General features: G+C 70.9%; 23 protein-coding genes, 1 pseudogene and 1 riboswitch. Of the genes and pseudogenes, 12 read left to right on the top strand and 12 right to left on the bottom strand.

The window, feature by feature from the left end; all coding sequences use genetic code 11:
- Window positions 1–330: 330 nt before the first annotated feature.
- The gene (locus AC07FT_RS10330) at window positions 331–1,065 is read right to left on the bottom strand and encodes a DUF4232 domain-containing protein (RefSeq protein ID WP_479175577.1); all 735 of its coding nucleotides are present in this window, start codon (window positions 1,063–1,065) and stop codon (window positions 331–333) included.
- A gap of 493 nt (window positions 1,066–1,558) precedes the next feature.
- Window positions 1,559–1,736: riboswitch (cyclic di-AMP (ydaO/yuaA leader) on the top strand.
- Window positions 1,737–1,741: 5 nt separating this feature from the next.
- On the opposite strand from AC07FT_RS10330, the gene AC07FT_RS10325 reads away from it, so the two are divergent.
- Complete coding sequence (locus tag AC07FT_RS10325) at window positions 1,742–2,947, top strand: transglycosylase family protein (protein ID WP_479175575.1); 1,206 nt, start codon at window positions 1,742–1,744, stop codon at window positions 2,945–2,947.
- Between the two features lie 220 nt (window positions 2,948–3,167).
- Here the strand turns inward: AC07FT_RS10325 and AC07FT_RS10320 are convergent, their stop codons facing one another.
- Window positions 3,168–3,437 carry a DUF1876 domain-containing protein gene (locus AC07FT_RS10320; RefSeq protein ID WP_201876176.1) on the bottom strand — a complete coding sequence of 90 codons (270 nt, stop codon included), beginning with the start codon at window positions 3,435–3,437 and terminating at the stop codon, window positions 3,168–3,170.
- Window positions 3,438–3,475: 38 nt separating this feature from the next.
- Window positions 3,476–4,117 (bottom strand): annotated as a pseudogene (locus tag AC07FT_RS10315) (phosphoribosyltransferase); the annotation flags it as partial.
- A 156-nt stretch (window positions 4,118–4,273) separates the two neighbouring features.
- On the opposite strand from AC07FT_RS10315, the gene AC07FT_RS10310 reads away from it, so the two are divergent.
- Both AC07FT_RS10310 and AC07FT_RS10305 read left to right on the top strand, forming a co-directional pair.
- Entirely contained in the window at window positions 4,274–4,513 is a 240-nt protein-coding gene (locus AC07FT_RS10310; RefSeq protein WP_479175573.1) for a hypothetical protein, read from the top strand.
- The gene (locus AC07FT_RS10305; RefSeq protein WP_479175572.1) at window positions 4,510–5,280 is read left to right on the top strand and encodes a DUF72 domain-containing protein; all 771 of its coding nucleotides are present in this window, start codon (window positions 4,510–4,512) and stop codon (window positions 5,278–5,280) included. Before AC07FT_RS10310 ends, AC07FT_RS10305 begins: the two co-directional genes overlap by 4 nt.
- Window positions 5,281–5,304: 24 nt before the next feature.
- Here the strand turns inward: AC07FT_RS10305 and AC07FT_RS10300 are convergent, their stop codons facing one another.
- The 4 genes from AC07FT_RS10300 to AC07FT_RS10285 are packed head-to-tail and all read right to left on the bottom strand — an operon-like array spanning window position 5,305 to window position 9,630.
- Window positions 5,305–6,129, bottom strand: a complete 825-nt coding sequence (locus AC07FT_RS10300) for a carbohydrate ABC transporter permease (RefSeq protein WP_479175570.1) — start codon at window positions 6,127–6,129, stop codon at window positions 5,305–5,307.
- Complete coding sequence (locus tag AC07FT_RS10295; RefSeq protein WP_479175568.1) at window positions 6,126–7,040, bottom strand: carbohydrate ABC transporter permease; 915 nt, start codon at window positions 7,038–7,040, stop codon at window positions 6,126–6,128. Before AC07FT_RS10295 ends, AC07FT_RS10300 begins: the two co-directional genes overlap by 4 nt.
- Window positions 7,037–8,467: an extracellular solute-binding protein gene (locus AC07FT_RS10290; RefSeq protein ID WP_479175566.1), complete on the bottom strand. Its 1,431-nt coding sequence runs from the start codon at window positions 8,465–8,467 to the stop codon at window positions 7,037–7,039. The genes AC07FT_RS10295 and AC07FT_RS10290 overlap by 4 nt, the downstream gene beginning before the upstream one ends.
- A 41-nt stretch (window positions 8,468–8,508) precedes the next feature.
- Window positions 8,509–9,630: a carbohydrate kinase family protein gene (locus tag AC07FT_RS10285; RefSeq protein WP_479175564.1), complete on the bottom strand. Its 1,122-nt coding sequence runs from the start codon at window positions 9,628–9,630 to the stop codon at window positions 8,509–8,511.
- Window positions 9,631–9,757: 127 nt separating this feature from the next.
- Between AC07FT_RS10285 and AC07FT_RS10280 the strand changes: the two genes are divergently transcribed.
- The 7 genes from AC07FT_RS10280 (at window position 9,758) to AC07FT_RS10250 (ending at window position 17,189) form a co-directional block, all read left to right on the top strand.
- Window positions 9,758–10,519 carry a DeoR/GlpR family DNA-binding transcription regulator gene (locus tag AC07FT_RS10280; RefSeq protein WP_471196632.1) on the top strand — a complete coding sequence of 254 codons (762 nt, stop codon included), beginning with the start codon at window positions 9,758–9,760 and terminating at the stop codon, window positions 10,517–10,519.
- Window positions 10,516–11,877: a 6-phospho-beta-glucosidase gene (locus tag AC07FT_RS10275; protein WP_479175562.1), complete on the top strand. Its 1,362-nt coding sequence runs from the start codon at window positions 10,516–10,518 to the stop codon at window positions 11,875–11,877. Before AC07FT_RS10280 ends, AC07FT_RS10275 begins: the two co-directional genes overlap by 4 nt.
- 296 nt (window positions 11,878–12,173) lie before the next feature.
- Window positions 12,174–12,935, top strand: coding sequence for a DeoR/GlpR family DNA-binding transcription regulator (locus AC07FT_RS10270; protein WP_254741069.1), 762 nt, complete (start codon window positions 12,174–12,176; stop codon window positions 12,933–12,935).
- Window positions 12,936–13,014: 79 nt separating this feature from the next.
- A complete protein-coding gene (locus AC07FT_RS10265) occupies window positions 13,015–14,370 on the top strand; it encodes an ABC transporter substrate-binding protein (RefSeq protein WP_479175560.1) in 1,356 nt (451 codons plus the stop codon).
- A complete protein-coding gene (locus AC07FT_RS10260; RefSeq protein WP_471196622.1) occupies window positions 14,363–15,328 on the top strand; it encodes a carbohydrate ABC transporter permease in 966 nt (321 codons plus the stop codon). Before AC07FT_RS10265 ends, AC07FT_RS10260 begins: the two co-directional genes overlap by 8 nt.
- Entirely contained in the window at window positions 15,325–16,203 is an 879-nt protein-coding gene (locus tag AC07FT_RS10255; RefSeq protein WP_471196620.1) for a carbohydrate ABC transporter permease, read from the top strand. Before AC07FT_RS10260 ends, AC07FT_RS10255 begins: the two co-directional genes overlap by 4 nt.
- Entirely contained in the window at window positions 16,200–17,189 is a 990-nt protein-coding gene (locus AC07FT_RS10250) for a zinc-dependent alcohol dehydrogenase family protein (protein WP_479175558.1), read from the top strand. The genes AC07FT_RS10255 and AC07FT_RS10250 overlap by 4 nt, the downstream gene beginning before the upstream one ends.
- Before the next feature lie 102 nt (window positions 17,190–17,291).
- Here the strand turns inward: AC07FT_RS10250 and AC07FT_RS10245 are convergent, their stop codons facing one another.
- The 3 genes from AC07FT_RS10245 to AC07FT_RS10235 all read right to left on the bottom strand — a co-directional run bounded on the left by AC07FT_RS10245 (window position 17,292) and on the right by AC07FT_RS10235 (window position 19,691).
- Entirely contained in the window at window positions 17,292–18,413 is a 1,122-nt protein-coding gene (locus AC07FT_RS10245) for an AI-2E family transporter (RefSeq protein WP_479175556.1), read from the bottom strand.
- Between the two features lie 111 nt (window positions 18,414–18,524).
- Window positions 18,525–18,968, bottom strand: a complete 444-nt coding sequence (locus AC07FT_RS10240; RefSeq protein ID WP_479175554.1) for a DUF6924 domain-containing protein — start codon at window positions 18,966–18,968, stop codon at window positions 18,525–18,527.
- 159 nt (window positions 18,969–19,127) lie between these two features.
- A complete protein-coding gene (locus tag AC07FT_RS10235; RefSeq protein ID WP_479175552.1) occupies window positions 19,128–19,691 on the bottom strand; it encodes a snapalysin family zinc-dependent metalloprotease in 564 nt (187 codons plus the stop codon).
- A 272-nt stretch (window positions 19,692–19,963) separates the two neighbouring features.
- Between AC07FT_RS10235 and AC07FT_RS10230 the strand changes: the two genes are divergently transcribed.
- Window positions 19,964–20,566 carry a YceI family protein gene (locus AC07FT_RS10230; RefSeq protein ID WP_479175550.1) on the top strand — a complete coding sequence of 201 codons (603 nt, stop codon included), beginning with the start codon at window positions 19,964–19,966 and terminating at the stop codon, window positions 20,564–20,566.
- Window positions 20,567–20,665: 99 nt separating this feature from the next.
- Entirely contained in the window at window positions 20,666–22,531 is a 1,866-nt protein-coding gene (gene recQ, locus AC07FT_RS10225; RefSeq protein WP_479175548.1) for a DNA helicase RecQ, read from the top strand.
- 23 nt (window positions 22,532–22,554) lie between these two features.
- On the opposite strand, the gene AC07FT_RS10220 is transcribed toward recQ, so the two are convergent.
- Both AC07FT_RS10220 and AC07FT_RS10215 read right to left on the bottom strand, forming a co-directional pair.
- Window positions 22,555–24,957: a glycoside hydrolase family 65 protein gene (locus tag AC07FT_RS10220; protein WP_479175546.1), complete on the bottom strand. Its 2,403-nt coding sequence runs from the start codon at window positions 24,955–24,957 to the stop codon at window positions 22,555–22,557.
- Window positions 24,958–25,057: 100 nt separating this feature from the next.
- Entirely contained in the window at window positions 25,058–25,513 is a 456-nt protein-coding gene (locus AC07FT_RS10215) for a lamin tail domain-containing protein (RefSeq protein ID WP_471196599.1), read from the bottom strand.
- Window positions 25,514–25,515 lie beyond the last annotated feature (2 nt).

Below are 25,515 nucleotides of genomic sequence, written 5' to 3'. Positions count from 1 at the left end.
TCCGGACGTGGCGGCGGTCACCAGGGTGGGTGGAAATTGGACGGCGTCGAGCAACCGCTGGGTCACCGAAGGGAATCCGTCGCCCCGGTCAAGGTCCTCGAGGGTCGCTCCCGAAAGGTCCAGCAGCTCCGTCTCGACCCCGGTCGCGAATCGCTCCATGACACCGTCCCCCTCCGGACGCTAACCACCGGCTCACGTGAGGCACCCCTCATGGTGACCTACCCCTTTTGATTGCGAAAGGGTGAACACAGCCAGTCGGCGCCTGGCTTGTCAAGATTTTCGGACACTTCTACCCGGGATGACAGCGGTCCGGTATGCCGCTGACAGATGTCAGGCGCCCGCCCCGGAACGCACCGCTTCGACATCGAAGACCCCGCCGCAGACGCGGAAGGAGTGCGCCGCGACCTTCATCGCGCGGAAGGAATCCGGCGGATAGACCCGGATACTCGTGGCGGACTTCCAGCAGGGGGTGTCGGCGACGCCGTCGTTGAGGGTGTGCAGCAGCGCGGAGGCGCTGCCGCCCGGGGGCAGCGGGATGGTGGAGTGCGAAGCGCCCCGCCGGGCGGCGGGCTCGCCTATCAGCGCGCCGTCGGCGTCGAGCAGGGACACCCCCGGGAAACCGGTGAGGGTGCAGGCCGAGGTCGAGGTGTTGGTGAGGACCAGCGGCAGATAGACATTGCCCGCACCCACGTCCTTGCGGCCCACACTCAGCTTCAGCCGTTCCGTGGAGCAGACGCGGCGCGCGGAGGGAGCGGCACCGGAGCCGCCTGCCGACGCGGACGCGGAGGCGGAGGCCGACGCGGGCCCCGCGGCGGACCGGTCGCCGGACGGAGTGGAGCGCCGGTCCCGTGGAGCCGGGGCCGCCGCCGATTCCACGGCGCGGGCCGATTCCGCCGCGTGAGTGGCACCGGAGCCGCCGGAACGCTCCCACGCCCCCTCCCCCTCATCGGTGCCGCAGCCGGTGGCCGTGGCCAGCGCGCCGATGAGCAGCGCGGATAAGACCAGCGGCCGGGAGCGGGCCATTGCCGTGTGCCGTGCTCCCGTCGTGCCGTGTCCTTGCACCATGAGCGACCTCCCCAGGTCAGCCGTCGGCCGGGGCAGCGGCCGCGAGCGCGCCTGCCCCGAATGCTTCCTGTCCATCCCCCTTGGCTCACCCTTCCCCGCTTTGGCGCCCTTATGTCACCCGGCGTATTAGCCGCATTTCCCTGGCAAATCCGTAAATCACGCACCACACCGTTATCGGCCAAAATCGGAAAGCAGTGACGCAGGTCACAAAGAAAGGCGCCAACTGATCGATTTCCAGGCGGAGATCAACAGACGGCAACGGATTCCACTGTGGCGTAACGTTTCTGACGGACATTCGGCAGTTTTCGCACTCGCTCTCCGGAGGAGACCCGGCGCACAGAGTGACACCGGACGAGAGGCCGGGGAGCCGGCGCCTTGATCGAGAACCCGAGACCTTGTCGTGACCAAAACGATGTGTTTACTGTGCGGCTCTCGTCGCATTCCATGCGGCGGCCTCCTTCGCCGGAGCGCCGAGTCCTGCCGTCGGCTGAGGGGTGAAACGACGACCTGTCACGGCAGGAGCGGGGGAACCAGGTAGGTGCCGTACCGCGTGGACCGCGCGGCACGGCTTGGGGTGAAGACGCACCACGAGGCCATGGCCCCGTGCGCCTGCGGCCGGGCAACTCCAGCCCGAACCCGACAGCTCACCTCGCAGGCGTAGGAGAGGAAGAGCTCAATGGCTGCACGCGGACGTCACCGCCGGCCTAAGCCTCGTCGCGTCTCCCGCGCCCAACTCGCGTTCACCGCGGGCGGTGCCGGAGTGGCCCTGCCGCTCATCGGCGTCGGCCAGGCGAACGCCGCCTCCGTGGACACCTGGGACAAGGTGGCGGAGTGCGAGTCCGGCAACAACTGGAGCATCAACACCGGCAACGGCTACTACGGTGGCCTCCAGTTCTCCCAGAGCACCTGGGAGGGGTACGGCGGCGGCTCCTACGCGCCCCGCGCCGACCTGGCCACCAAGGGCGAGCAGATCACCGTGGCCGAGAAGGTGCTCGCCGGCCAGGGCCCCACCGCCTGGCCCGTGTGCTCGGTGAAGGCCGGGCTGACCCGCGGCGGTCCCGCCCCGGACGTCTCGACCGGCTCCGGCGGCTCCACCGCGCAGACCCCGAAGGAGACGCCGAAGGCCACTCCCAAGGCCACGCCCAAGGCGGCCCCGAAGGCCGCGCCCAAGGCCACCACCAAGGCCGTCCCCCAGTCCGGCTCCTACACCGTCGCCGGGGGTGACACCCTCTCCCGGATCGCCGGTGCCGAGCACGTCGACGGCGGATGGGAGGCGCTCTACGACGCCAACCGCCGGACCATCGGCGACGACCCCAATCTGATCCTCCCCGGTCAGCGGCTCTCCCTCGACACCGAGGGCGGACAGAAGCAGGCCCCGCGGGCCACGCCCAAACCCAAGCCGAGCACCGACGCCGGGAAGGCGAGCGGCTCCGGCTCCGCCCAGGGGCGGCAGGACTCCACCGCCCGCTCTTCCTCCTCCTTCACCACCCCGGTCGCCAGCACCCAGGTGGGCACCGCCTACGGGGTGTCCGGCAGCAGCTGGTCCAGCGGTCACCACACCGGTGCCGACTTCCCCGTGCCCACGGGCACCCAGGTGCGGGCGGTGGGCCCGGCCGAGGTGGTCGCGGCGGGCTGGGGCGGGTCGTACGGCTACCAGGTCGTGCTGCGCCACTCCGACGGCATGTACAGCCAGTACGCGCACATGTCGGCGCTCTCCGTGCAGGTCGGCCAGTCGGTCAAGGGCGGCCAGCAGATCGGCAGCTCCGGTTCGACCGGCAACAGCACCGGCCCGCATCTGCACTTCGAGGTGCGCACCGGTCCCGACTACGGCTCGGACGTCAATCCGCTGAGCTATCTGCGCTCCAAGGGCGTCTCCGTCTGAACGAGGTCCGAGCGGGATCCGACCGGGATCCGACCGGGATCCGACCGGGATCCGAGCGCTCCCGGCGCCGGTGGGCCCCGGGAGAAGACGCCGGTGGGCTGCCCGGACGGCACTGCCGTCCGGGCAGCCCAGCACGTCCGGCGCAGCACCCTCATGCCGCGGCGGACGGCCCCGCTTCCCCGCGGTCCTCATCGGTCGCGACGCCTGCCGCCGCGACCGGCTACATCGTCAGATGCGCCTTGGTGTGTGTGACTTCCTCGATGTCGCCACCCGCCTTGCCGATCAGCCGGTGGGCGAGGTTGCTCAGCGCCCGCGCCGCCGCGATCTCCTCGCCGACCCGCGGCTGTGCCGGGTCGTCGGGGTTGCGGTTGGCGCGGCCCTGGGCCAGCATCTCGGTGCCGTCGTGCATTCTCAGCCTGACCACCGCTTCGGTCAGGGGGCCGACCTCACGGAATTCCATCTGTATGTCGCATCCCACGATCGTCTCCATCACGATCACCTCCTGCCTTACCTTCCAGGATGCGCCTCCCCGGTCTCTCCGGTCGACCCGGACAGCAGCTCCACCACCTCGGCGTCCCCGGTCTGGGAGAAGTCCTGGTACCACTCCCCGACCGCCGAGAACTCCGGAGGTGCGGACAGGCACACCACCTCGTCCGCGTCCTCGCGCAGCGCCGTGACGGCGTCCGGCGGCGCCACGGGTACGGCCAGGACGACCCGGGCCGCACCCTGGGCCCGCGCCACTCGGCAGGCGGCGCGCGCGGTGGCCCCGGTGGCGATCCCGTCGTCCACGATGATCACCGTCCGGCCCTCGACCGGGACGCGCGCCCGGCCGCGGCGGAACCGCCGCGCCTGCCGGACCAGCTCCGCCTGCTCGGCGCGCTCGACCTCCGCGAGGTCGTCCTCGGCGGCCCGGCTCATCCTGATGATCGCCTGGTGCACCACCCGCACCCCGCCTTCGCCGATGGCGCCGAAGCCCAGCTCACGGTGGTAGGGGACACCCAGCTTGCGAACGATGATCACGTCCAGCGGCGCCCCGAGGGACCGGGCGACCTCGAAGGCCACCGGCACCCCGCCCCGGGGCAGCCCCAGCACCACCGGGTCCTCGTCGCCCAGCGGCCGCAGCGCCCCGGCCAGGCGCCGCCCGGCGTCCACCCGGTCATTGAAGATCATCACTCACCCCGCTCACCCCCGGCACAAAGGCTCTCCTTCGAATCAAGCGGACAATGCCCCGCGCCGCAAACGGGCCGGACCGCGGACCGGACCGCCCCCGCGCCCGGTCGCGTCCCGGTCCGCGCGCCTCCGCCGTGATGGAGGCACCCTGGAGACATGAGGAACACGACCCAACCGGTCGAGTCCGGGTACCCCGTCTTCGTCGAGCCCTTCGACGTGGACAACCGCTACCGGCGGGTGCGGCTGCGGGGCCTCGGCTGTGAACCCCTCGAACGGGAGGAGTTCGAGCCGACGGTCCGCAAGGTCTTCCCGGACATCGACTTCGACGATCCACAGCAGGTCCACTGGGCCGACCGGCCGGGACAGTGGCCGGCCTGGCACCCGGGCGAGGCATGACCGTCCTGGTCGGCACGTCGGGCTGGCAGTACAAGGACTGGCGGGGCGATCTCTACCCGGCCGACCGCCCGCAGCGGCTGTGGCTGGAGGAGTACGCGCATGCCTTCGCCACGGTCGAGAGCAACAACGCCTTCTACCGGCTGCCCGACCGCGACCAGTTCGCCACCTGGCGGGAGCGCACCCCCGACGGTTTCGTGATGGCGCTCAAGGCCAGCCGCTATCTCACCCATATCAAGCGGCTGCGCGACCCCCAGGAGCCGGTGGCGCGGCTGATGGAGCACGCACAGGGCCTCGGCGACCGGCTCGGCCCCGTCCTGCTCCAGCTGCCGCCCACCCTGCGCGCCGACCCCGCGCTGCTGGACACCTGTCTGGGCCGGTTCCCCGCCGGGACCCGGGTGGCGGTCGAGCCGCGCCACACCTCCTGGTGGACCGATGAGGTGCGCGCGGTGCTGGAGCGGCACGGCGCCGCCCTGTGCTGGGCGGACAGCGGCTCACGCCCGGCCGCCCCACTGTGGCGCACGGCCGGATGGGGCTATCTGCGCTTCCACGGTGGCCGCGCCCACCCGGCCCCGCGCTACGGCGCCCAGGCGCTGACCACCTGGGCGCACCGGGTGGCCGAGACCTGGCCGGACGGCGCCGAGGTGTACGCCTACTTCAACAACGACACGGGCGGCGCGGCGGTGCACGACGCCGTCACCTTCGCCCGGTCGCTGTCCCGGCTGGGCCGGGAGGTCAGCCGTACGCCCTCCCGGCTGCCGACGGCCTGACCGGGCCCGCTGCCCCGCCGCGGCTCACTCCTTGACGGCGCCGCCCAGCATCCCCTCGATGAAACGGCGCTGGAGCGCCACATAGACGACGACCACCGGCAGCGCGATGAGCACCGAGGCCGCCGCGAGCAGGGCCGCGTCGGAACTGTGCTGTCCCTGGAAGAAGGCGAGCCCCAGCGGCACCGTGCGATGGGCCTCGTCGCTGACCATCACCAGTGCCATCAGGAACTCGTTCCAGGTCCACATGAAGGTGATGACGATCATGGTGGAGATCGCGGGCCGGCCCATCGGCACGAGCACCCGCCACAGGGTGGTCCAGGTGTTCGCGCCGTCGAGCCGCGCCGCCTCGATCACCGACCGGGCGCTGCCCCGGAAGTAGGTGCGCATCCAGAACACACCGAAGGCCAGGGACTGCGCGGTCTGCGGCAGGATCAGCGCCCAGTAGGTGTCGGTGAGCCCGGCCCAGCGCAGATCGAAGTAGAGCGGGACGACCAGGGCCTCCTGCGGCAGCGTGAGCCCGATGACGAACAGGTAGAACAGCACGGTGGAGCCGGGGAAGCGCATCACCCCGAAGGCGTACGCGGCCAGTACGGCCAGCACCGTGGTGGCCGCCACGACGACCGCGGTGACCAGGACCGAGTTGCCGAGGTAGGTGCCGAAGTGGCCGCGGCTCCAGGCATCGGTGAAGTTGCTCCAGTGCAGTCCGCCCTCGGGCAGCGAGAAGCCGGTGTCCAGGGAGTCCTGTGAGCCGAAGGCCGTGGAGAGGATGCCGACCACCGGGGTGAGCGCGATGACGGCGAACAGGGTCAGGATGCCGTAGGTGACGCCGCGTTCCAGACGTGTGGTCATGACCGCCGCCCTTCGACGAGCCGGGAGACCGTGACGGTCAGGACGAAGATCAGAACGGTGAGGGCCACACCGACGGCGGCGGCCGAGCCGACCTGGTTGGTCTCGAAGGCCCGGTGGTAGACCTCGTAGGCGGGGACGGAGGTGGCGTTTCCGGGGCCGCCGCTGGTGGTGATGTAGATCAGGTCGAAGTTGCGCAGCCCCGCGATGATGGTCAGGGTCAGTGCCACCGCGATCTGCGGCCGCAGGCCGGGCAGGGTGACGCTGAGGAACTCCCGCACCGGACCGGCACCGTCCATCCGCGCCGCCTCGTAGAGCTCCCGGGGGATCCGCTGGGCCCCGGCGAGGAAGAGGATCATGCACAGTCCGGTGCCGACCCAGGTGCCGACCACGCCGACGGCGGGCAGCGCCCAGGTGTAGTCGCCGAGCCAGGGGCGGGCCAGTGAGCCGAGGCCGACGGCCCGGAGGGTGTCGTTGAGCAGTCCGTCCGGAGCGAGGATGGAGCGCCAGGCCACGCCGACCACGATCAGGGCCAGCACCTGGGGCAGGAACAGCACGGTGCGGAAGAAGGTCATCCCGCGCACCCGGGCCCGGGACATCACCGCGGCCAGCAGCAGTCCGATGGCCACCGGCAGCGCGGAGTAGAACAGGAGCAGCAGCAGGGCGTGGGCGAACGGGGCGCGCAGCGAGGGGTCGCCGAACAGGTCCCGGTAGTTGTCGAACCCGGCCGGGGTGGCGATGCCGAGACCGTCCCAGTGCACGAAGGACAGCCACACCGACTGGCCGAAGGGGTAGAGCAGGAACACGGCGTACACCGCGAGGGCGGGCAGGACGTAGAGGTAGCCGACGGTGCGGGGCTCACCGGGTGCCTGCCGGCGGTGGCCGCTCCTCAGCGCGGCGAGTCGGCGCTTCATCCGGTGCTCGCCGGGCCCGGCTTCGCCGCGTGGCGTTCACGCTGTTCCGCCATGAAGGGGCCGTAGTCCTGTTGGAGGGTGGTGGCCAGTTTCGCCGGTGAGGTCTTGCCGCTGACGACGCCCTGGAGGGCGGCCGAGAGGGTGTCGTAGAAGGTGGGCGTGGAGTAGTCCAGGTACGGTACGAGGCCGTCGGCGGCGCTGAGCCGCTTCCAGCCGTCGATCATCTGGCCGTCCACGGTGTCCGGTGCCACCGCGGCGGCTGCCTTGCCGGGGACGGCGGGCAGCACCCCGTGGCGGGTCATGACGTCGGCCGCGTGGGTGTCGGTGATGAAGTCCAGGTAGGCGGCGGCCACTTCGGGGTGGCGGGAGCGGGAGGTGACCGACCAGGCCAGGCCCTGTCCGCCGGTGGTGACGGGGTCGCCACCGGCCTTCGCGGGCGGCGGTGGCATCAGCCCCAGCTTGTCGCCCATGGTCTTCTTCAGATCGGCCAGCTGCCAGGTGCCGGTCAGCAGATAGGCGCCCTCGCCGGAGGCGAACTTCTTGGCCGCGTCGTCGTAGCCCAGACCGTTGGCGCCCTTGGGCAGGTAGCCGCGTTCCGTCCAGTCGGTGAGGGTGGCCGCGGCGCCCTTGGTGGCGGCGTTGTCGAAGCCGTCGCCCCGGCCGAGGACGGTGTCCCGGGTACCGGCGGCGTCGAGCTGGTCCTGGAGCACCCCGAAGGTGTGGATGGCCGGGTACTTGTCCAGGTTGCCGAACTGCATCGGCAGTTCACCGCGGTCCTTCAGCTCCGCCAGGCCGTCGGTGAGGTCCCGCCAGGTCTCCGGCGGTTCGAGACCGGCCTTCTTCAGCAGGTCCTTGTTGTAGTAGAGCCCGATGTACTCACCGGTCTGGGATATCCCGTACAGCCGCCCGGTGCCGAAGTCGGTGCCGTCGGCGGAGACCCGGTTCAGATTGAGCAGGGTGTTCGGGTAGCGGGTGTTCCAGTCGTAGATCCCGGCGTAGTTGTCCAGCGGGGCCAGCAGTCCGGCGCGGACGAAGGAGACCATGTCGGGGTAGCCCTGGTTGGCCTGGATGACGTCCGGCGGGTTGTTGCCGGACACCGCCAGTTTCAGCGTGGTCTTCAGATCGGTGAAGCTGCGCGCCACCCGCTTGATCCGCACATTGGGGTACTTCCGCTCGAACTCCTCGTTGAGCTGCGTCAGTTCACCGTCGGTACCGCCGCGGATCTCCTGGTCCCACACGGTCAGCGTGACCTTCCCGGCCTTCGCCGGATCCGGTACGGCATTGCCCACCCCGGCGCCGGAACCGGCGGCCCCCGAGCCGTCGGTTCCGGGTACACAGCCCGCGGCGAGCAGGACGAGGGCTGCGGTGAGCACGGTGGGCGCGGCTCCGGTGTGCCGTCGGCGCGCCCCGGTACCGGGGATTCCCATGGAGATCTCCTTCAGGCGGTGAGCAGGACCGGCGGGCGGTGTCAGGCGCCCCGGAAACCGATGGTGGGCAGGGCCCTCAGCCGTGGCCAGTCGCGCACTCCGGCCGGGATCAGGGCGGAGAGGAATCCGTAGCGGCGCGCCAGTTCGCGGGCGTCCGCGGCGCCGCCGCGGGCCGAGCGTTCGGCGCGGTTCCACCACACGGCCACCTCCGGCCAGCCGGGCGCGGCGAGCGAACCGCCGAAGTGCTGGACGGACAGGGCGGCGGTGAGGTTGGCGAAGGCGAGCCGGTCGGTGAGCGGCCACCCGGCGAGCGTTCCGCTCATGAAGCCGGCCACGAACACATCACCGGCGCCGGTGGGGTCGAGCGCCTCCACGGCGAGCCCCGGCACCTCGGCGCTCTCCCCGGTGACCGAGTCGATGGCCACCGCGCCCTCGGGGCCCTTGGTGACGACGGCGATGGGCACCCGTTCGGCCAGGGCGCGCACCGCATGCTCGGGGCTGTCGGTGCCGGTGTAGCGCTGGGCCTCGGCCGCGTTGGGCAGGAAGGCGTGGGCATGGGGCAGGTCGGGGAGGGCAGCGAGGTCCCAGCGGCCGCTGTCGTCCCAGCCGACGTCGGCGAAGACCTTGCTGCCCTGGGCGTGCGCCAGGCCCACCCACTCCTGCGGCCGTCCCGGTTCGAAGGAGGCCACGCAGGCGCGGGTGCGGGGCGGGGTACCCGGCACGGCGGGCGGGGGTGCCGGGTGCTCATGGGTGACCATGGTCCGCTCGCCCTCGTACGCCATGGAGACGGTGACCGGGGAGTGCCAGCCGGGGACCCGGCGGGAGGGGGCGAGATCGACGCCCTCGCCGTTCTCCAGGCTCTCCCAGCAGTAGTCGCCGTAGACATCGGCGCCGAACGCCGCGGCCAGGGTGGTGTGCAGCCCGAGCCGGGCCAGTGCGGTGGCCATGTTGGCGATGCCACCGGGGCTGGAACCCATCCCGCGCGCCCAGCTCTCGGTGCCGCGCACGGGAGCGTGGTCGAGCCCGGTGAAGATGATGTCCAGGAACACCGTGCCGGTCAGATAGACGTCGTGCACCGGGTCATCGGGGGCGCGCAGCGCCGCGAGCGGATCGATCGGGTGGATCGAGTGGATCGGATCGGGTGTTCCGGCCGTGGAGCTCACCAACGCGCCTTTCTCTGAGTCGGGGAAGGGGTTCCGAATGTGAGCGACACCTTGCACCCGCCTGACGATTAATGCAAGAGGTCGGTCACACTCGCGCAGAGTCGCTCATGTGGAGTAGGTTTCCCCCATGCTGCGAGAGACCCGCCACGAGAAGCTGCTGAGCATCCTCGGCGAGGAGGGCGTGCTGCCCATCGGGGAGATCGCGTCGCGTCTGGGCATCAGCGAGGCCACCGCCCGCCGGGACATCACCGAGCTGGGCCGCGCCGGGCGGCTCACCCGGGTCTACGGCGGCGCGGTGGCCACCCCCAGCCCGGACGAGGAGCGCCCGTTCAGCGAGGTGGCGGTCGACGACCTGGCGGAGAAGCAGGCCGTCGCCCGCCGGGCAGCGGAGCTGGTGGCGGACGGCGATGTGGTGCTGCTGGACATCGGCACCACCACCCTCCAGCTCGCCAAGCAGCTGCGGGGACGGCCGGTCACCATCGTGACCAGCAATCTGGCCGTCTACGACGAACTGCGCGACGACCCGCGGGTGACACTGATCCTGCTCGGCGGGCAGGTCCGCGCCAACTACCGGTCGGTGGTGGGCTTCCTCACCGAGTCCAACATCCGGCAGCTGCACGTGGGCCGTCTCTTCCTCGGCGCGAGCGGGGTGCTGCCGGACGGCAGCGTGCTGGACAGCACCCATGTGGAAGTGCCGGTGAAACGAGCCATGCTCGAAGCCACCCGTGAGGTGGTGCTGCTGGTCACCACGGGCAAGTTCCCCGGCGAGACCGGTCTCGCCCGGATCTGCGGGCCCCGGCAGATCGACACCCTGATCACCAATACGAGATCCGATCCGGCGACGCTCGATGTGTTCCGCGAGGCCGATGTGGAGGTACTGACGGTATGAGGCTGACTGTGCTGGGTGGCGGCGGTTTCCGTATGCCCCTGGTGTACCGGGCCCTGCTGGACGACACCGGGGACGCGGCCGGGCGCTGCACCGAACTGGTGCTGTACGACACCGACCGCACCCGGCTCGACGCCATCGGCGCGGTCCTGGCCGAGCAGGCGGCCGGCCACGCCACCGCCCCCTCGGTACGGGCCACCACCGATCTCGACGAGGCGCTGCGCGGCGCCGACTTCGTCTTCTCCGCGATCCGCGTCGGCGGTCTGGAGGGGCGGGCGCACGACGAGCGGGTGCCCCTGGCCGAGGGGGTGCTCGGCCAGGAGACCGTCGGGGCGGGCGGGGTGCTCTACGGACTGCGCACCCTTCCGGTGGCGGTCCGGATCGCCGAGCGCATCGCGGCCGTGGCCCCGGACGCCTGGGTCATCAACTTCACCAACCCCGCGGGCATGGTCACCGAGGCCATGCAGCGGGTGCTGGGCGACCGGGTGATCGGCATCTGTGACTCACCGGTGGGGCTGTGCCGCCGGGCCGCGCGGGCGCTGGGCGCCGACCCGGACCGGGCCGCCTACGACTACGTCGGACTCAATCACCTCGGCTGGCTGCGCCGTGTGGTGGTGGACGGCCGGGACCGGATGCCCGAACTCCTCGCGGACTCCGCGCTGCTGGAGTCCTTCGAGGAGGGGAAGCTGTTCGGCGCCGAATGGCTGCGGGCCCTGGGCGCCCTGCCCAACGAGTACCTGCACTACTACTACTTCAACCGTGAGGCGGTGGCCTCGATCCGGCAGGCCCCGGCCACCCGAGGGGAGTTCCTCAGGGAGCAGCAGGCCCGCTTCTACGCGTCGGCGGCCACCGGGACCACCGGGGCGCTGGAGGTGTGGGAGCGGACCCGGCTGGAGCGCGAGGCCACGTACATGGCGGAGAGCCGTGAGGCCACCGGTGGCTGGCAGCGCGACAGCTGCGACCTGGACGGCGGCGGCTACGACCGGATCGCGCTGGCCATCATGCGGGCCATCGCCCGCGACGAGCGCACCACACTGATCCTCAACGTCCGCAACCGCACCGCGGTCCCCGGCCTGGACGCCGACGCCGTGGTGGAGGTGCCGTGTCTGGTGGACGCGGGCGGCGCGCGTCCGCTGGCGGCCGGGGCGGTGGCCCCGGACCAGCTCGGGCTGATGCTCTCGCTGAAGGCCGTGGAGCGGTCGACCATCGAGGCGGCGACCGGAGCGGGCGCCCGCGCGGGCAGCGCCCGCGGCGCGGCCCTGCGGGCCCTCGCCCTCCATCCGCTGGTGGACTCGGTGACCGTGGCGGCCCGGATCCTCGACGCCTCGGGGGCACTCACCCACGACGTGCCCCGCTCCTAGGCCCTGGACAGCCCTGGCCCTGTCCGAACGGGCAGCCGTCCGTCGCCGGTCACGCCCGGTCGGGCCCTCCAGCCGTGGCTCCTGCGACGAAACGGGCGGCAAACGGGCCCGCCACGGCGCCGACCAGGCAGTCCGGATCCGCACCATTTGCCACTTCACACCGGGTGACCTGCTGAGATAACGTTCGTGAAACGGGCACATACGGTCACGATCTCTTCGGCGCCAAGGCTGGCCACGTGATGACGGGCTTGTAAAACTTCCACGCAAGCCAGAAGAGCGACGCAGGGAGGTGCGGTGTGGACGCGGAAGAACGCCGTCGGGAGATCCTCGACACGGCCCGCCGCGCCGGTGTCGTGGACGTCGGCAAACTCGCCGCGGACCTCGGTGTCTCCAAGGAGACCGTGCGGCGCGACCTGAGGGTGCTGGAGGAACACGGTCTGGTGCGCCGCACCCACGGTGGCGCCTACCCCGTGGAGAGCGCGGGGTTCGAGACCACCCTGGCCTTCCGCACCACCATGCACGTCCCGGAGAAGCAGCGGATCGCGGAGGCGGCGGCCTCGCTGCTGGGCGACGCCGAGACGGTCTTCGTGGACGAGGGGTTCACCCCGCAGCTGATCGCGGAGGCCCTGCCCCGGGACCGTCCGCTCACCGTGATCACCGCGTCCCTCGCCACCGCCGGAGGGCTCGCCGGACGGGAGAACACCACGGTGCTGCTGCTCGGCGGCCGGGTCCGTGGCGGCACCATGGCCACGGTCGACCACTGGGCTACCCATATGCTCTCCGGCTTCGTGATCGACCTCGCCTTCATCGGCGCCAACGGCATCTCCCGGCAGTACGGTCTGACCACCCCCGATCCCGCGGTCAGCGAGGTCAAGGCGCAGGTGGTCCGGGTCTCCCGGCGGAAGGTGTTCTCCGGGGTGCACACCAAGTTCGGCGCCGTGAGCTTCTGCCGGTTCGCGGAGGTGTCCGACTTCGAGGCGATCGTCACCGACACCGGGCTGCCGCTCACCGAGGCACATCGCTACTCTCTGCTGGGTCCGCAGATCATCCGCGTCTGACGTGACGTCACGCGCCCCGCTGCGCACCGCCGTTCCTCGACCGCTCCCGTCCCCACACGTCCCTTCGATTGGACCCGTCATGCCCGTCCTGACTCTTCGTGCTGCCCGGATACCGCTGGTGGCCCTGACCGCGGGAGCGCTCCTCGCCGGGTGCGCCGGTATGGGGGGCGGTGGATCCGGCGGCAAGACCATCAATGTGCTGATGGTCAACAACCCCCAGATGATGGAGTTGCGGAAGCTCACCGAGAAGCACTTCACCAAGGAAACCGGCATCAAGGTGAACTTCACGGTGCTGCCGGAGAACGACGTCCGCGACAAGATCAGTCAGGACTTCGCCAACCAGGCCGGTCAGTACGACGTGGCGACCATCAGCAACTTCGAGGTCCCGTTCTACGCCAGGAACGACTGGCTGCTGCCGCTGGACAAACGGGTGGCGCATGACCGGGCCTTCGACCAGAAGGACATCCTGCCCTCGATGCGCCAGTCGCTGACGGCCGACGACGGACATCTCTACGCCCAGCCGTTCTACGGTGAGTCGTCCTTCCTGATGTACCGCAAGGACGTGTTCGCGGAGAAGAACCTGACCATGCCCAAGCGGCCCACCTGGCAGCAGGTGGCCGACCTTGCGGCCAAGGCCGACGGCGCCCGCGACGGGATGAAGGGCATCTGTCTGCGCGGACTGCCCGGCTGGGGCGAGCTGATGGCACCGCTGACCACGGTCGTCAACACCTTCGGCGGCACCTGGTTCACCAAGGACTGGAAGGCGCGGCTGACCTCCCCCGAGTTCACCAAGGCCACCAAGTTCTACGTCGACCTGGTGCGCGACCACGGTGAGGCGGGCGCCGCCCAGTCCGGCTTCGCCGAATGCCTCAACAACCTCACCCAGGGCAAGAGCGCGATGTGGTACGACGCCACCTCGGCCGCCGGATCGCTGGAAGCCTCCGACTCCCCGGTCAAGGGAAAGATCGGCTATGTGCAGGCGCCGGTGGAGAAGACCAGGAGCTCCGGCTGGCTCTACACCTGGGCCTGGGGCATCCAGAGTGCGTCCCGCACCCCCGACAACGCCTGGAAGTTCGTCCGCTGGGCCTCCAGCAAGCAGTACGAGTCCCTGGTGGGCAAGACCTTCGGCTGGGCCAACGTCCCGGCGGGCAAACGGGCCTCCACCTACGCCAACCCCGACTACCGCAAGGCCGCCGGAACCTTCTCGGAGGTCACCCGCGAGGCCATCACCAGTGCCCGGCCGCGCGACCCGGGTGTGCAGCCCAGGCCGACGATCGGCATCCAGTTCGTCGACATCCCCGAGTTCTCCGACCTCGGCACCAAGGTCGCACAGGAGATCAGCGCCGCGATCGCCGGAAAGCAGTCCGTCGACGAGGCACTGCGGAAGTCGCAGAAGCTGGCCGAGAAGGTCGGCGAGGAGTACCGAGATGAGTAATCCCACGACCACCGCGCCCGCCCGCGGCCCGCGCCCGCCCGCCGTGGCCGGCGCCCCGCGCCGCACCACCGGGGCACCCCGCAACCGCGCCCGCGAATGGGCCACCCGGGCTCCGCTGATGCCCGCGCTGATCTTCCTGATCGTGGTCACCCAGTTGCCCTTCGTGGCCACCCTGGTGATCTCGTTCTTCGACTGGAACGCCTTCCGGCCGGAGCGGCGCGAGTTCGTCGGGCTGGAGAACTTCCGCACGGTGGCCAGCGACGAGGGCCTGCGCGAGTCCATCGTGACCACCGTGCTGCTGACCGCCACCGTGGTGGTCGTCAGTGTGGTGCTGGGCCTGCTGCTCGCGCTGCTGCTGGACCGGAAGTTCCGGGGCCGGGGGCTGGTGCGCACCATGCTCATCGCACCGTTCCTGCTGGTCCCGGTGGCCTCCGCGCTGCTGTGGAAGCATGCGCTGTACAACCCTGAGTACGGACTGTTCAACGGGGTACTCCACTGGCTGGGCGGGCCCCAGCCGGATTGGATCTCGGACATGCCGCTGCTGGCCGTGGAGATGTCCCTGGTGTGGCAGTGGACACCGTTCATGATGCTGATCCTGCTGGCCGGACTGCAGAGCCGGCCGCTGGACATGATCGAGGCGGCCCGGCTGGACGGCGCGGGCAACTGGCAGATCTTCCGCTACCTCACCCTGCCGCATCTGCGCCGCTATCTGGAGCTGGGCACCCTCCTGGGGTCGGTCTACATCGTGCAGAACTTCGACGCGGTGTTCACCCTGACCCGTGGCGGTCTGGACACCGCCAACCTCCCGTACACCATCTACGAGACGTTCTACAACGCCCATGAGTACGGACTGGCATCCGCCGCCGGTGTGCTGGTGGTGATCGGCACGATCGTCATCGCCACCTTCGCGCTGCGCGTGGTGTCGTCCCTGTTCCGTGAGGAGGTGTCCCGCGCATGACCGCGTCGACCGCCCCGGCGGCCACCACCGCCGTTCCCCCGTACGCCCGCCGGGCCAGGCGCCGCGGCGCCGCGCTCGGACTGCTGGCCTGGTTCATCGGCATCGTGTTCGTCCTCCCCGTGCTGTGGATGGTGCTGACCTCCTTCCACGCGGAGTCGGACGCCGCCACCAATCCGCCCTCGGTGGCCGCGCCGCTGACCCTGGACGGCTACCGCGAGTTCTTCGGGGCGGACGGCGGCGCCAGCCCCTGGCCGCCGCTGCTCAACTCACTCGGCGCGAGCGTGTTCTCCACCCTCTTCGTGCTGGCCCTGGCCCTTCCGGCCGCGTACGCGCTGTCCATCCGGCGGGTGCGCAAGTGGACGGATGTGATGTTCTTCTTCCTGTCCACCAAGATGCTGCCGGTCGTCGCCGGTCTGCTCCCGGTGTTCCTGTTCGCCAAGGACACCCACTTCCTGGACAACATCTGGCTGCTGGTCATCCTCTACACCTCGATGAACCTGCCGATCGCGGTCTGGATGATGCAGTCCTTCCTCGCCGACATCCCGGTGTCCGTGATCGAGGCGGCGCAGATGGACGGGGCGCGGCTGCCCACCGTCCTGGTCCGGGTGATCGCCCCGATCGCCGGTCCGGGGATCGCGGCCACCTCCCTGATCTGCTTCATCTTCAGCTGGAACGAGATGCTCTTCGCGCAGGTGCTCACCGGTGTGGTCGCCCAGACCGCCCCGGCGTTCCTGACCGGTTTCGTCACCAGCCAGGGGCTGTTCCTCGCCCAGGTGTGCGCCGCCTCGGTCGTCATTTCCCTGCCGGTGCTCGCCGCCGGTTTCGCCGCCCAGGACAAGCTGGTCCAGGGCCTGTCTCTAGGAGCCGTCAAATGAGGGCCGCCGTCATCGAAGCCCCGGGGAAGGTCACCGTCGAGACCGTTCCGGACCCGACACCCGGCCGCCGCGAGGTGGTGGTCGAGGTGTCGGCGTGCGGGCTGTGCGGCACGGATCTGCACATCCTCCAGGGCGAGTTCGCCCCCACGCTGCCGATCGTCCCCGGCCATGAGTTCGCCGGACGGGTGGTGGGCGTCGGCAGCGATGTCACCGAGCTGTCGGTGGGCGACCGGGTCGCGGTGGATCCGTCGCTGCACTGTCACGAGTGCCGCTACTGCCGGATCGGCCGGGGCAACCTGTGCGACAACTGGAACGCCATCGGGGTCAGTGTCCCCGGCGGCGCCGCCGAGTTCGCCGTCGCGCCGGCGGCCAACTGCGTCAAGCTGCCGGAGCATGTGGAGACGGCCGACGCGGCCCTCATCGAACCGCTGTCCTGCGCGGTGCGCGGCTATGACGTGCTGCACGGCAATCTGGGCGCGGAGGTGCTGATCTACGGCTCGGGCACGATGGGCCTGATGATGCTGGAGCTGGCCAAGCGGACCGGCGCCACCAGTGTGGACATGGTGGACATCAACGCCGAGCGGCTGGCCACCGCGAGCACCCTGGGCTGCTCCCGGTCCGCCGCCTCGCCGGACAAGCTGGAGCAGCCGCGCGGCTGGGACGTGGTCATCGACGCGACCGGCAACCAGGCCGCCATTCAGGACGGTCTGACCCGCGTCGCCAAGGCCGGAACGTTTCTCCAGTTCGGTGTCTCCGACTACTCGACCCGGGCCACCATCGAGCCGTACAAGATCTACAACCAGGAGATCACCATCACCGGTTCGATGGCCGTGCTGCACAGCTACGAGCGGGCCGCCGGACTGTTCGCCTCGGGCGTCCTGGACCCGGAGGTCTTCATCAGCCACCGGCTGCCGCTGGAGGAGTACCCCGCCGCGCTGGAGCGGTTCGCGTCCGGCCAGGGCCGCAAGATCGTGGTGGTCCCGTAGCGTTCGGGCGACGTCCACGGCACACATGACACACATCGGTGGGGAGGGCATGATGCCCTCCCCACCGGTGTGGCTGCGGACGCCGGCCCGGGGCGCCCGCTCTCACGACGGAGTGGCCACGCCCGCGCCGGTCCGCCGCTCGTCGGTGTCCGGCTCCTGCGGTGGGTCGCTGAGCTGTTCGCGCAGATAGTTCCAGAACACCGCGATCAGCGCGGCGACCGGTACCGCGAGCAGACTGCCCACGACACCGGCCAGACTGCCGCCCAGCGTCACCGCCAGCAGGATCACCGCCGCGTGCAGGCCCAGCCCACGGCTCTGGATCATGGGCTGGAACACATTGCCCTCGAGCTGCTGCACCACGATGATGATCGCGAGCGCGATCAGCGCGTCCGTCACCCCGTTGGACACCAGCGCGATCAGCACCGCGACAAGACCCGCGAACAACGCGCCCACGATCGGCACGAACGCGGAGACGAAGGTCAGCACCGCCAGCGGAAGCACCAGCGGCACCCCCAGGATCCACAGTCCGAGGCCGATGAAGACGGCGTCGAGCAGACCCACCAGGGCCTGGGAACGCACGAACGCACCGAGCGTGTCCCAACTGCGCGCGGCCACCACGGGGACGTCGGTGGCGAGCCGCCCGGGCAGCTGACGGGCGAGCCACGGCAGGAAACGCGGGCCGTCCTTGAGGAAGAAGAACATCAGGAAGAGGGCCAGGACCGCGGTGACCACACCGTCGACCACGGTGTTCACTCCCGTGATGACCGTGGTGACCATGCTTCCGGCACTGCTCTGCAGACGGGCGGCAGCGCTGTCGGACGCCTTCGCGATCTGGTCCTCTCCGATGTTCAGCGGTGGCCCGGCAGCCCACTCGCGCACCTGGTGAATCCCCTTGGTCACCCCGTCGGCCAGCTCGCCGGACTGGGATGCCACGGGGATCGCGATCAGCGCCACGACGCCGGTGATCACCAGGAGGAACAACACGGTCACCACGGAGGCGGCCAGCGCGGGCGGCCACCCGCGCCGCCGCAGGAATCGGGTCAGGGGCCAGGTCAAGGTGGTGAGGAGCAAGCCGAGTACGAGCGGCCAGACGATCGACCACATCTGGCCGAGGAGCCACAGGACGACTGCGGTCATCCCGAGGACCAGGAGCAACTCGACGGAGATACGCGCCGACGCACGGAGCGCGGAGCGGGTTCTTGCGGAACTGAACGTGGCAGGCATGAAACCCCCCGTACCCCGTTCGCGCCCCGCTATCGCTGCCGGTGTCCTCCAGAGCCCTCCCCTTCGACGTCGCAGGCGTGACCTTCGACGGCGCGCGGGGCCCCCAGGGGGTCAGAATTCGGCGAAGTCGCAGAAGTCCATGTTGCCGAGGGCCAGATTGCAGTGCATCTCATGCGGAGTCTCCACGGCCGGTATGCGGCACGGCTCGGTCTCCTCCGGGTCGGTGCTCACCGCGAGCAGCGACGCTTCGGCTCCCTCCATGCCGGCACGGTCGGCGAGGAAGACCACGTCCCAGCCGCACTCCTCCGGTTCCTCGCCGTCCTCGGAAGCGGTGAGGGCGGCGAGGATGTCGGCGGGGGTGGCGTCCGCCCACTCCGGGGCGTCCACACAGAGGATCTTCTCCTTGACCCAGCCCTCCTCCTCATCGCGCGCGTCGAAGACCCAGGGCTGGTCGAGGGCGGTTCGCAGCCGCAGCCAGGCGGCATCGTCCCCGTAGTGGGTGCGGACGAGCAGCATGGGCGGGTACGACTCATCGGTCTTCGGCAGAACGCGCATGGGTGGGCACTCCTTCCAACGGGCCGCATGGCGACCCGTGTTGATGGTGTGCCTGAAGCGTAGAGGGAGGGTCCGACAACCGCGGCCCGGTGCCGGGGCGGGCCGGAGGTCCGGCCCGCCCCGTCGGGTCGCTCGTTCAGGTGGTTCCGGCGCGCGGGGTCAGTCCGCGTACACCGTGGTCGTCCGGGCCTTGCCCGAAGTGGCCTCCGCGCCGCCGAAGTTGTCCTCGACCTCGGCCTTCTCGGACGCGTCCGGGTTGGGGTTGGTGCAGGACGTCCCGGCCGAGGCGCCGGACATCAGGCTGGAGCACGGGCCCGGCTTCTTGTCCGGCAGCCCCAGGATGTGGCCGAGTTCGTGGGAGGCGATCCGCACCGTGTTGTAGCCCTCGTTCACCGCTTCGCGGCCGAAGTAGACCGTGCCGCTGCCCAGTCCGCTGACCTGGGCGCGGGGCCAGCCGTCGTCGGCGACGACGCGGACGTCCGCCCGCTGCCCCGAGGTGGCGGGCTTGAGCTGGACGCCGGTCACGTTCTCGTTCCACACGGCCGCGCCCTTGGTGACCGCGTCCTTGAACTCGGCCGCCCCGGACGCGTCGTAGGTCACCACCCGGGCGGCGGCGGACGCGGTGGCGGGGGCGGTGGGAGCGGCCACGGCCTGTCCGCCCGCCAGGGCGAGTACCGCCACCACGGCGGCTGGCAAGGCGCGCACAAGCCTGCTGGATGTCACGATCGGCCTCCTTGTGGGGGAAAGGAACCTTTTGGTGTATTCGGTGTGAACATGACGAGCCGCCATGTTCTCCGGCCACCATGCCCACCCCGGTGACGGTCCAACCGGACGCCCGGCCCCTCGCCCCGCGGCGGGTCGGCCACCCGTTCGGCCCCGGGGTACCGGGCGAGCTGCCCCGCCCGCGCCACGGGCTCACCGGACCCGCCGGTGCCGCCGGGCGGGGTAACGCCGCCGCGACAGGCCCGGACGCGCTGCTTAGCCTGCAGGGACATATGCCGTCTGCGAAGGACGTGAGCGCCATGGCGGACACCGCCGACACCAACCCCGTCTCCCCTGCCTCCGCCGTCTCCTCCGGCTCCCCCGCCGCGGGCCACTGGGAGCTGGACGCCGACCGGTCATCGGTCCGGATCCGGCACCGGACCATGTGGGGACTGGTCAACGTCAAGGGCACCTTCACCCGGGTGGAGGGAGAGGGCGAGGTACGGCCCGACGGCTCCGGCCACGGCACCCTGACCATCGACGCCGCCTCGCTGGACACCGGAAACCGCAAGCGCGACACCCATCTGCGCGGTCCGGACTTCTTCGACGTGGCCACGCATCCGCGGATGGTCTTCACCGTGGTGGACGCGGCGCCCGAGGGCACCGGCGAGGCACGGCGCGACGGTGAGGCACGGATCAACGGCGAGCTGACCGTCGTCGGCCGCAGTCAGCCGGTCACCTTCATCGCGCGGATCGACGAGATGTCCGCGGACGCCGTCACACTCACCGCGGACGTCGTGGTCGACCGCACGGACTTCGGGATGACGGCGAACCCCGGCGCCATGATGACCGGCGCGGCCACCGTCTCCGTCACCGCCCGGTTCACCCGTCGCTAGAGCAGTGTCAGCCGAGGTTCGCCCCGCCCGCCGGGCCCCGTCCGCGGGCGGGGCCGCTCGGGTGACACGGACCCCCGCCCGGACCCCTAGAATCGCCGGATGGCTCTCCCGGAAAACGGTCCCGAAACCGGCAACGGTCCTCACAGCAGCGAGGCGGAGCGGGTACTGCACCGCGTCTTCGGCTACGACGCGTTCCGGGGAGGCCAGCAGGAGATCATCGAACATGTGGTGGCCGGTGGCGACGCGCTGGTCCTGATGCCGACCGGCGGCGGAAAGTCACTCTGCTACCAGATCCCCGCGCTGGTCCGGAAGGGCGTGGGCGTGGTCGTCTCCCCGCTCATCGCGCTGATGCAGGACCAGGTGGACGCGCTGCGCAACCTCGGGGTGCGGGCCGGGTTCCTCAATTCCACCCAGGACCTCGACGAGCGGCGGCTGGTGGAGGCCGAGTTCCTCGCGGGTGAGCTGGACCTGCTGTACCTGGCGCCGGAGCGGCTGCGCGTGGAGTCCACACTGCGGCTGCTGGACCGGGGCACGGTGTCCCTGTTCGCCATCGACGAGGCCCACTGCGTGGCGCAGTGGGGACACGACTTCCGGCCCGACTACCTGGCCCTGTCCGAGCTGCACGAGCGCTGGCCCACCGTGCCCAGGATCGCGCTCACGGCGACCGCCACCGAGGCCACCCACTCCGAGATCGCCTCGCGGCTGAAGCTCCAGGACGCCCACCACTACGTGGCCAGCTTCGACCGCCCGAACATCCAGTACCGGATCGCCCCCAAGAACGACCCCAAGCGGCAGCTGCTGGAGCTGCTGCGCACCGAGCACGCGGGCGATGCGGGCATCGTCTACTGCCTGTCCCGCGCCTCGGTGGAGAAGACCGCCGACTTCCTGGTGTCGAACGGGATCGAGGCGCTGCCGTACCACGCGGGGCTGGACGCGCGCGTCCGCGCCGAACACCAGGGGCGCTTCCTGCGCGAGGACGGTCTGGTGGTGGTCGCCACCATCGCCTTCGGTATGGGCATCGACAAACCGGACGTGCGGTTCGTGGCCCATCTGGACCTGCCCAAGTCCGTCGAGGGGTACTACCAGGAGACGGGCCGGGCCGGGCGGGACGGACTGCCGTCCACCGCGTGGCTGGCGTACGGGCTCCAGGACGTGATCCAGCAGCGCAAGATGATCGACACCTCGGAGGGGGACGACGCCCACCGGCGGCGGCTGGGCGCCCATCTGGACGCCATGCTGGCGCTGTGCGAGACGGTCGAGTGCCGCCGGGTCCGGCTGCTGGCCTACTTCGGCCAGCAGAGCGATCCGTGCGGCAACTGCGACTCCTGTCTGACCCCGCCGGAGTCCTGGGACGGCACCGTCCCCGCGCAGAAGCTGCTGTCCACGGTGGTCCGGCTGAAGCGGGAGCGCAACCAGAAGTTCGGCGCCGGCCAGATCATCGACATCCTGCTCGGCAAGAAGACGGCGAAGGTCATCCAGTTCGACCATGACGCGCTGTCGGTGTTCGGCATCGGCACCGAGCTGCGCGAGGCCGAATGGCGCGGTGTGGTGCGGCAGTTGCTCTCCCAGGGGCTGCTCGGCGTCGAGGGTGACTACGGCACCCTGGTGCTCACCGAGGCCAGTGCCGAGGTGCTGAACCGACAGCGCGAGGTCAGGCTGCGGCGGGAGCCGGAGAAGGCCGCCCGCGCGGCGAAGTCCGCGAAGGGGTCCCGGTCCAAGGGCGCGGAGGCGGCCGCCGAACTGCCCGCCGAGGCCGTGCCGGTCTTCGAGCGGCTGCGCGCCTGGCGCGCCGCCTCGGCGAAGGAGCAGGGTGTCCCCGCGTATGTGATCTTCCACGACGCCACGCTGCGGCAGATCGCCACCGAGCACCCCGCGTCGCTGGAGGCGCTCGCCACGGTGAGCGGGGTGGGCGAGAGCAAGCTGGAGAAGTACGGACAACAGATCCTGGAGACCCTGGCCGGATAGCGGAATGCCGCTCGCCGCTGCCGTCAGTCGGACGGCAGCGGCAGCCAGATGGACTCCCCCGGCTCGAGGGTCAGGGTGCGGTCGGCCATCCGCAGCTCGATGGGCGGCTCCTCCGAGTCCGGCACCCTGATCCACAGCCGTCCGGAGCGCAGCCTCAGCACGATCCCCCAGTGGCCGCGGTAGCGCACGGACACCGCGTACTCCGAGAGCTCCGGGAGCGGCACCGGGTCCAGCCACAGGGCGTCCTCACGGGTCTCCAGACCGGTGAGGCCGCGTTGCACCAGATCGAGGGTGCCGCCCATGGCACCGAGGTGGATGCCCTCCCCCGTGGTACCGCCCTGGATGTCCGCCACATCGCCGGTCAGCGCCTCCTGGCAGTACCCCCACGCCTCGGCGCGCCGGGCCCGCGCCAGCACCCAGCCGTGCACCAGACCGCTGAGCGTCGAGCCGTGGCTGGTGCGGTGCAGGTAGTACGCCACGGTGGCGTGCCAGGTGTCGTCGTCCAGGCCGTAGCCGAGCTGCCGGAAGAGCTCGGACAGTTCGGCGGGCGAGAAGAGGTAGCCGAGCATCAGCGCGTCGGCCTGTTTGGACGCCTGGTAGCGGTTGACCGTATCGCCCTCGGACTCCAGGATCCGGTCCAGCCGCCGGATGTCGCCGTAGCGCGCGCGATAGCCCTCCCAGTCCAGCTCCGCCAGGTCCTGATAGCCGTCGAACTGGCTGATGACGCCCCGGTGGAAGGGGATCCGCAGCCGCCGGGAGACGTCCTCCCAGCGCTCCGGTTCGGCGCGGTCCAGGCCGATGCGCTCGAACAGCTCCCGGCGCCGCGGTTCGGGCAGGGCGCGGGCCAGCTCCAGGGCACGGGTGAGCACCCAGGCGGCCATCACATTGGTGTAGGCGTTGTCGTCGAGGCCGGGCTGCTCGGCGCCGGGGTAGCCGTCGTGGTACTCGTCGGGGCCCACCACCCCGCGGATGCGGTAGCGCCCCAGGGCCGGGTCGAGCACGGCGGCGTCCGCCCAGAACCGGGCGATCTGCACCAGCATCTCCGCGCCCTTGGCGTGCAGGAACTCGGTGTCCCCGGTGGCCTGGCAGTACTGCCACACGTTGTACGCCACGGCCGAGCCCACATGGTGCTGCAACCGCGAGTAGTCGGGCAGCCAGCGGCCCGAACGCGGGTTCAGATGGAAGGTCTGGGTCTCCTCGCGGCCGTCGCTGCCGCTCTGCCACGGGTACATCGCCCCGGCCCGGCCGGCGTCCGCCGCCGCGCGGCACGCCTGGGGCAGCCGGCGGTGGCGGTAGTGCAGCAGCGCCCGGGACACCTCGGGGAAGTGCAGGTTCAGATAGGGCAGGACGAACAGCTCGTCCCAGAACACATGACCGCGGTACGCCTCACCGTGGAGCCCCCGCGCCGGTACGCCCACGTCCCGGTCCGCGGTGTGCGGGGAGAGCGTCTGGAGGACGTGGAACAGGTGCAGCCGCAGGATGCGGCCCGCCTCGCCGGGCACCTCCAACGCGCCCTCGCGCCAGAGGTGTTCCCAGGCGGTGTGGTGGGACGCCAGCAGTCCGGCGAAGTCCGGGGCGCGTTCCACGCGGTCGACGGCGGCGCACAGCGGATCGGCGATGGCCGCGTCCCGGGAGGTGTGCACCGCCACGGTCTTCTCCACCGTGACGGGCGCCCCGTCGGTGATCGGCACGGTGAGCGCGCGGACGGCCCCGGTCGCGGTGAGACGCGCTCCCGCGGTGGCGGAGGCGCCCTCGGTCATCCGGGTGCGCGCGGCCATGGCCACCCGTACGTCGGAGGTGGAGGTGCGGCAGCTCAGCCATACCGTGTCGGGCGCGGCGGCCCCGGTGCGCAACTCGGTCAGATGGTGACCGGACAGATCGCGGTAGCGGGCCACTCCCCGGTTCGCCACGGCACCGTCGAGGGCGGATTCGATCTCGAGCGTGCCCGACCAGCCCACGGCGGTGAAGGTGGTGCGCTGTGCCGCGAGATGGGGATCGCCCATGTGGACCAGCCGCCGCTGCTCCACGACGAGCACCCGGCGGTGGCGGTCGGTGAACCGCAGCCGCCGGGTGAGCGTGCCGTGCCGCAGATCGAGGACCTGCCGGTACTCGGTCAGCTCCGCGCCGTCGGGCGTCAGCCAGGGGCCGGGGTCCGCGGGGTCCGGCCCGGTGAGCCGGTAGCGCAGCGGGAGCCAGTTCGGCAGGTTGACCAGGTCCTCGTTCTCGACCTGGCGTCCGGACACCTCCGAGACCAGCCGGTTGTAGCAGCCCGCGGCATAGGTGCCCGGGTAGTGCGTCTCATCGGCCCCGGTCTCGGCGGCCGCCCCCCGGGTGGCGAGGTAGCCGTTGCCCAGGGCGCACAGCGACTCCCGCAGCCGCTCCTCCGCGGGCACGTAGCCCTCGTACTCCCACACCCAGTCCGACACGGCCGCTCACCGGCTCTCGCTCCTCGACGCCCCCATTCTCCCCGGGGGTGTCGAGGTTCACCGGTCGGCCGGGCCACCGGGGTGGTCGGCGGCCCCGTCGTCAGCAGATCTTGTAGTCCGCGCGACTGCTGTTGTACGAGCAGGTGTCGACGGTGGAACCGCTGCTCTTGCGCAGCGTGGCCTTGTCACTGGTGTTGTTCCATACGTAGGCCCGGCGGTCCTGGTACTTGGTGGCTGAGGTGTCCGAGCCGGTGCCGGTGCGCACGGTCACGGTCTTGCCCGCGCCGAGGGTGTAGCCCGGGAAGGTGTACCGGTGGTTGCCGGCGTCGACCAGCACCCAGCCCGTGAGGCTGACCGCGCGCGAGGTGGAGTTCTTGATCTGGACGTACTCCGCGTTGAGGCTGGAGTTGCTGCGGTTGTCGCTGCCGGGAGAGTCGTAGTAGATCTTGGACAGGTGGACCGAGCCGGCGGCTCCGGCGGGTGCCGCGGGGTACAGCAGTGCGGCGGCGCAGCCGACGGCGAGCAGGACACCGGTGCGGGCGGCGGTTCGGGACATAC

Source organism: Streptomyces sp. NPDC045899, from assembly GCF_056431485.1.
Note: the sequence above shows the minus strand (reverse complement) of the source record. Positions and strands in the feature narration are given on the sequence as shown.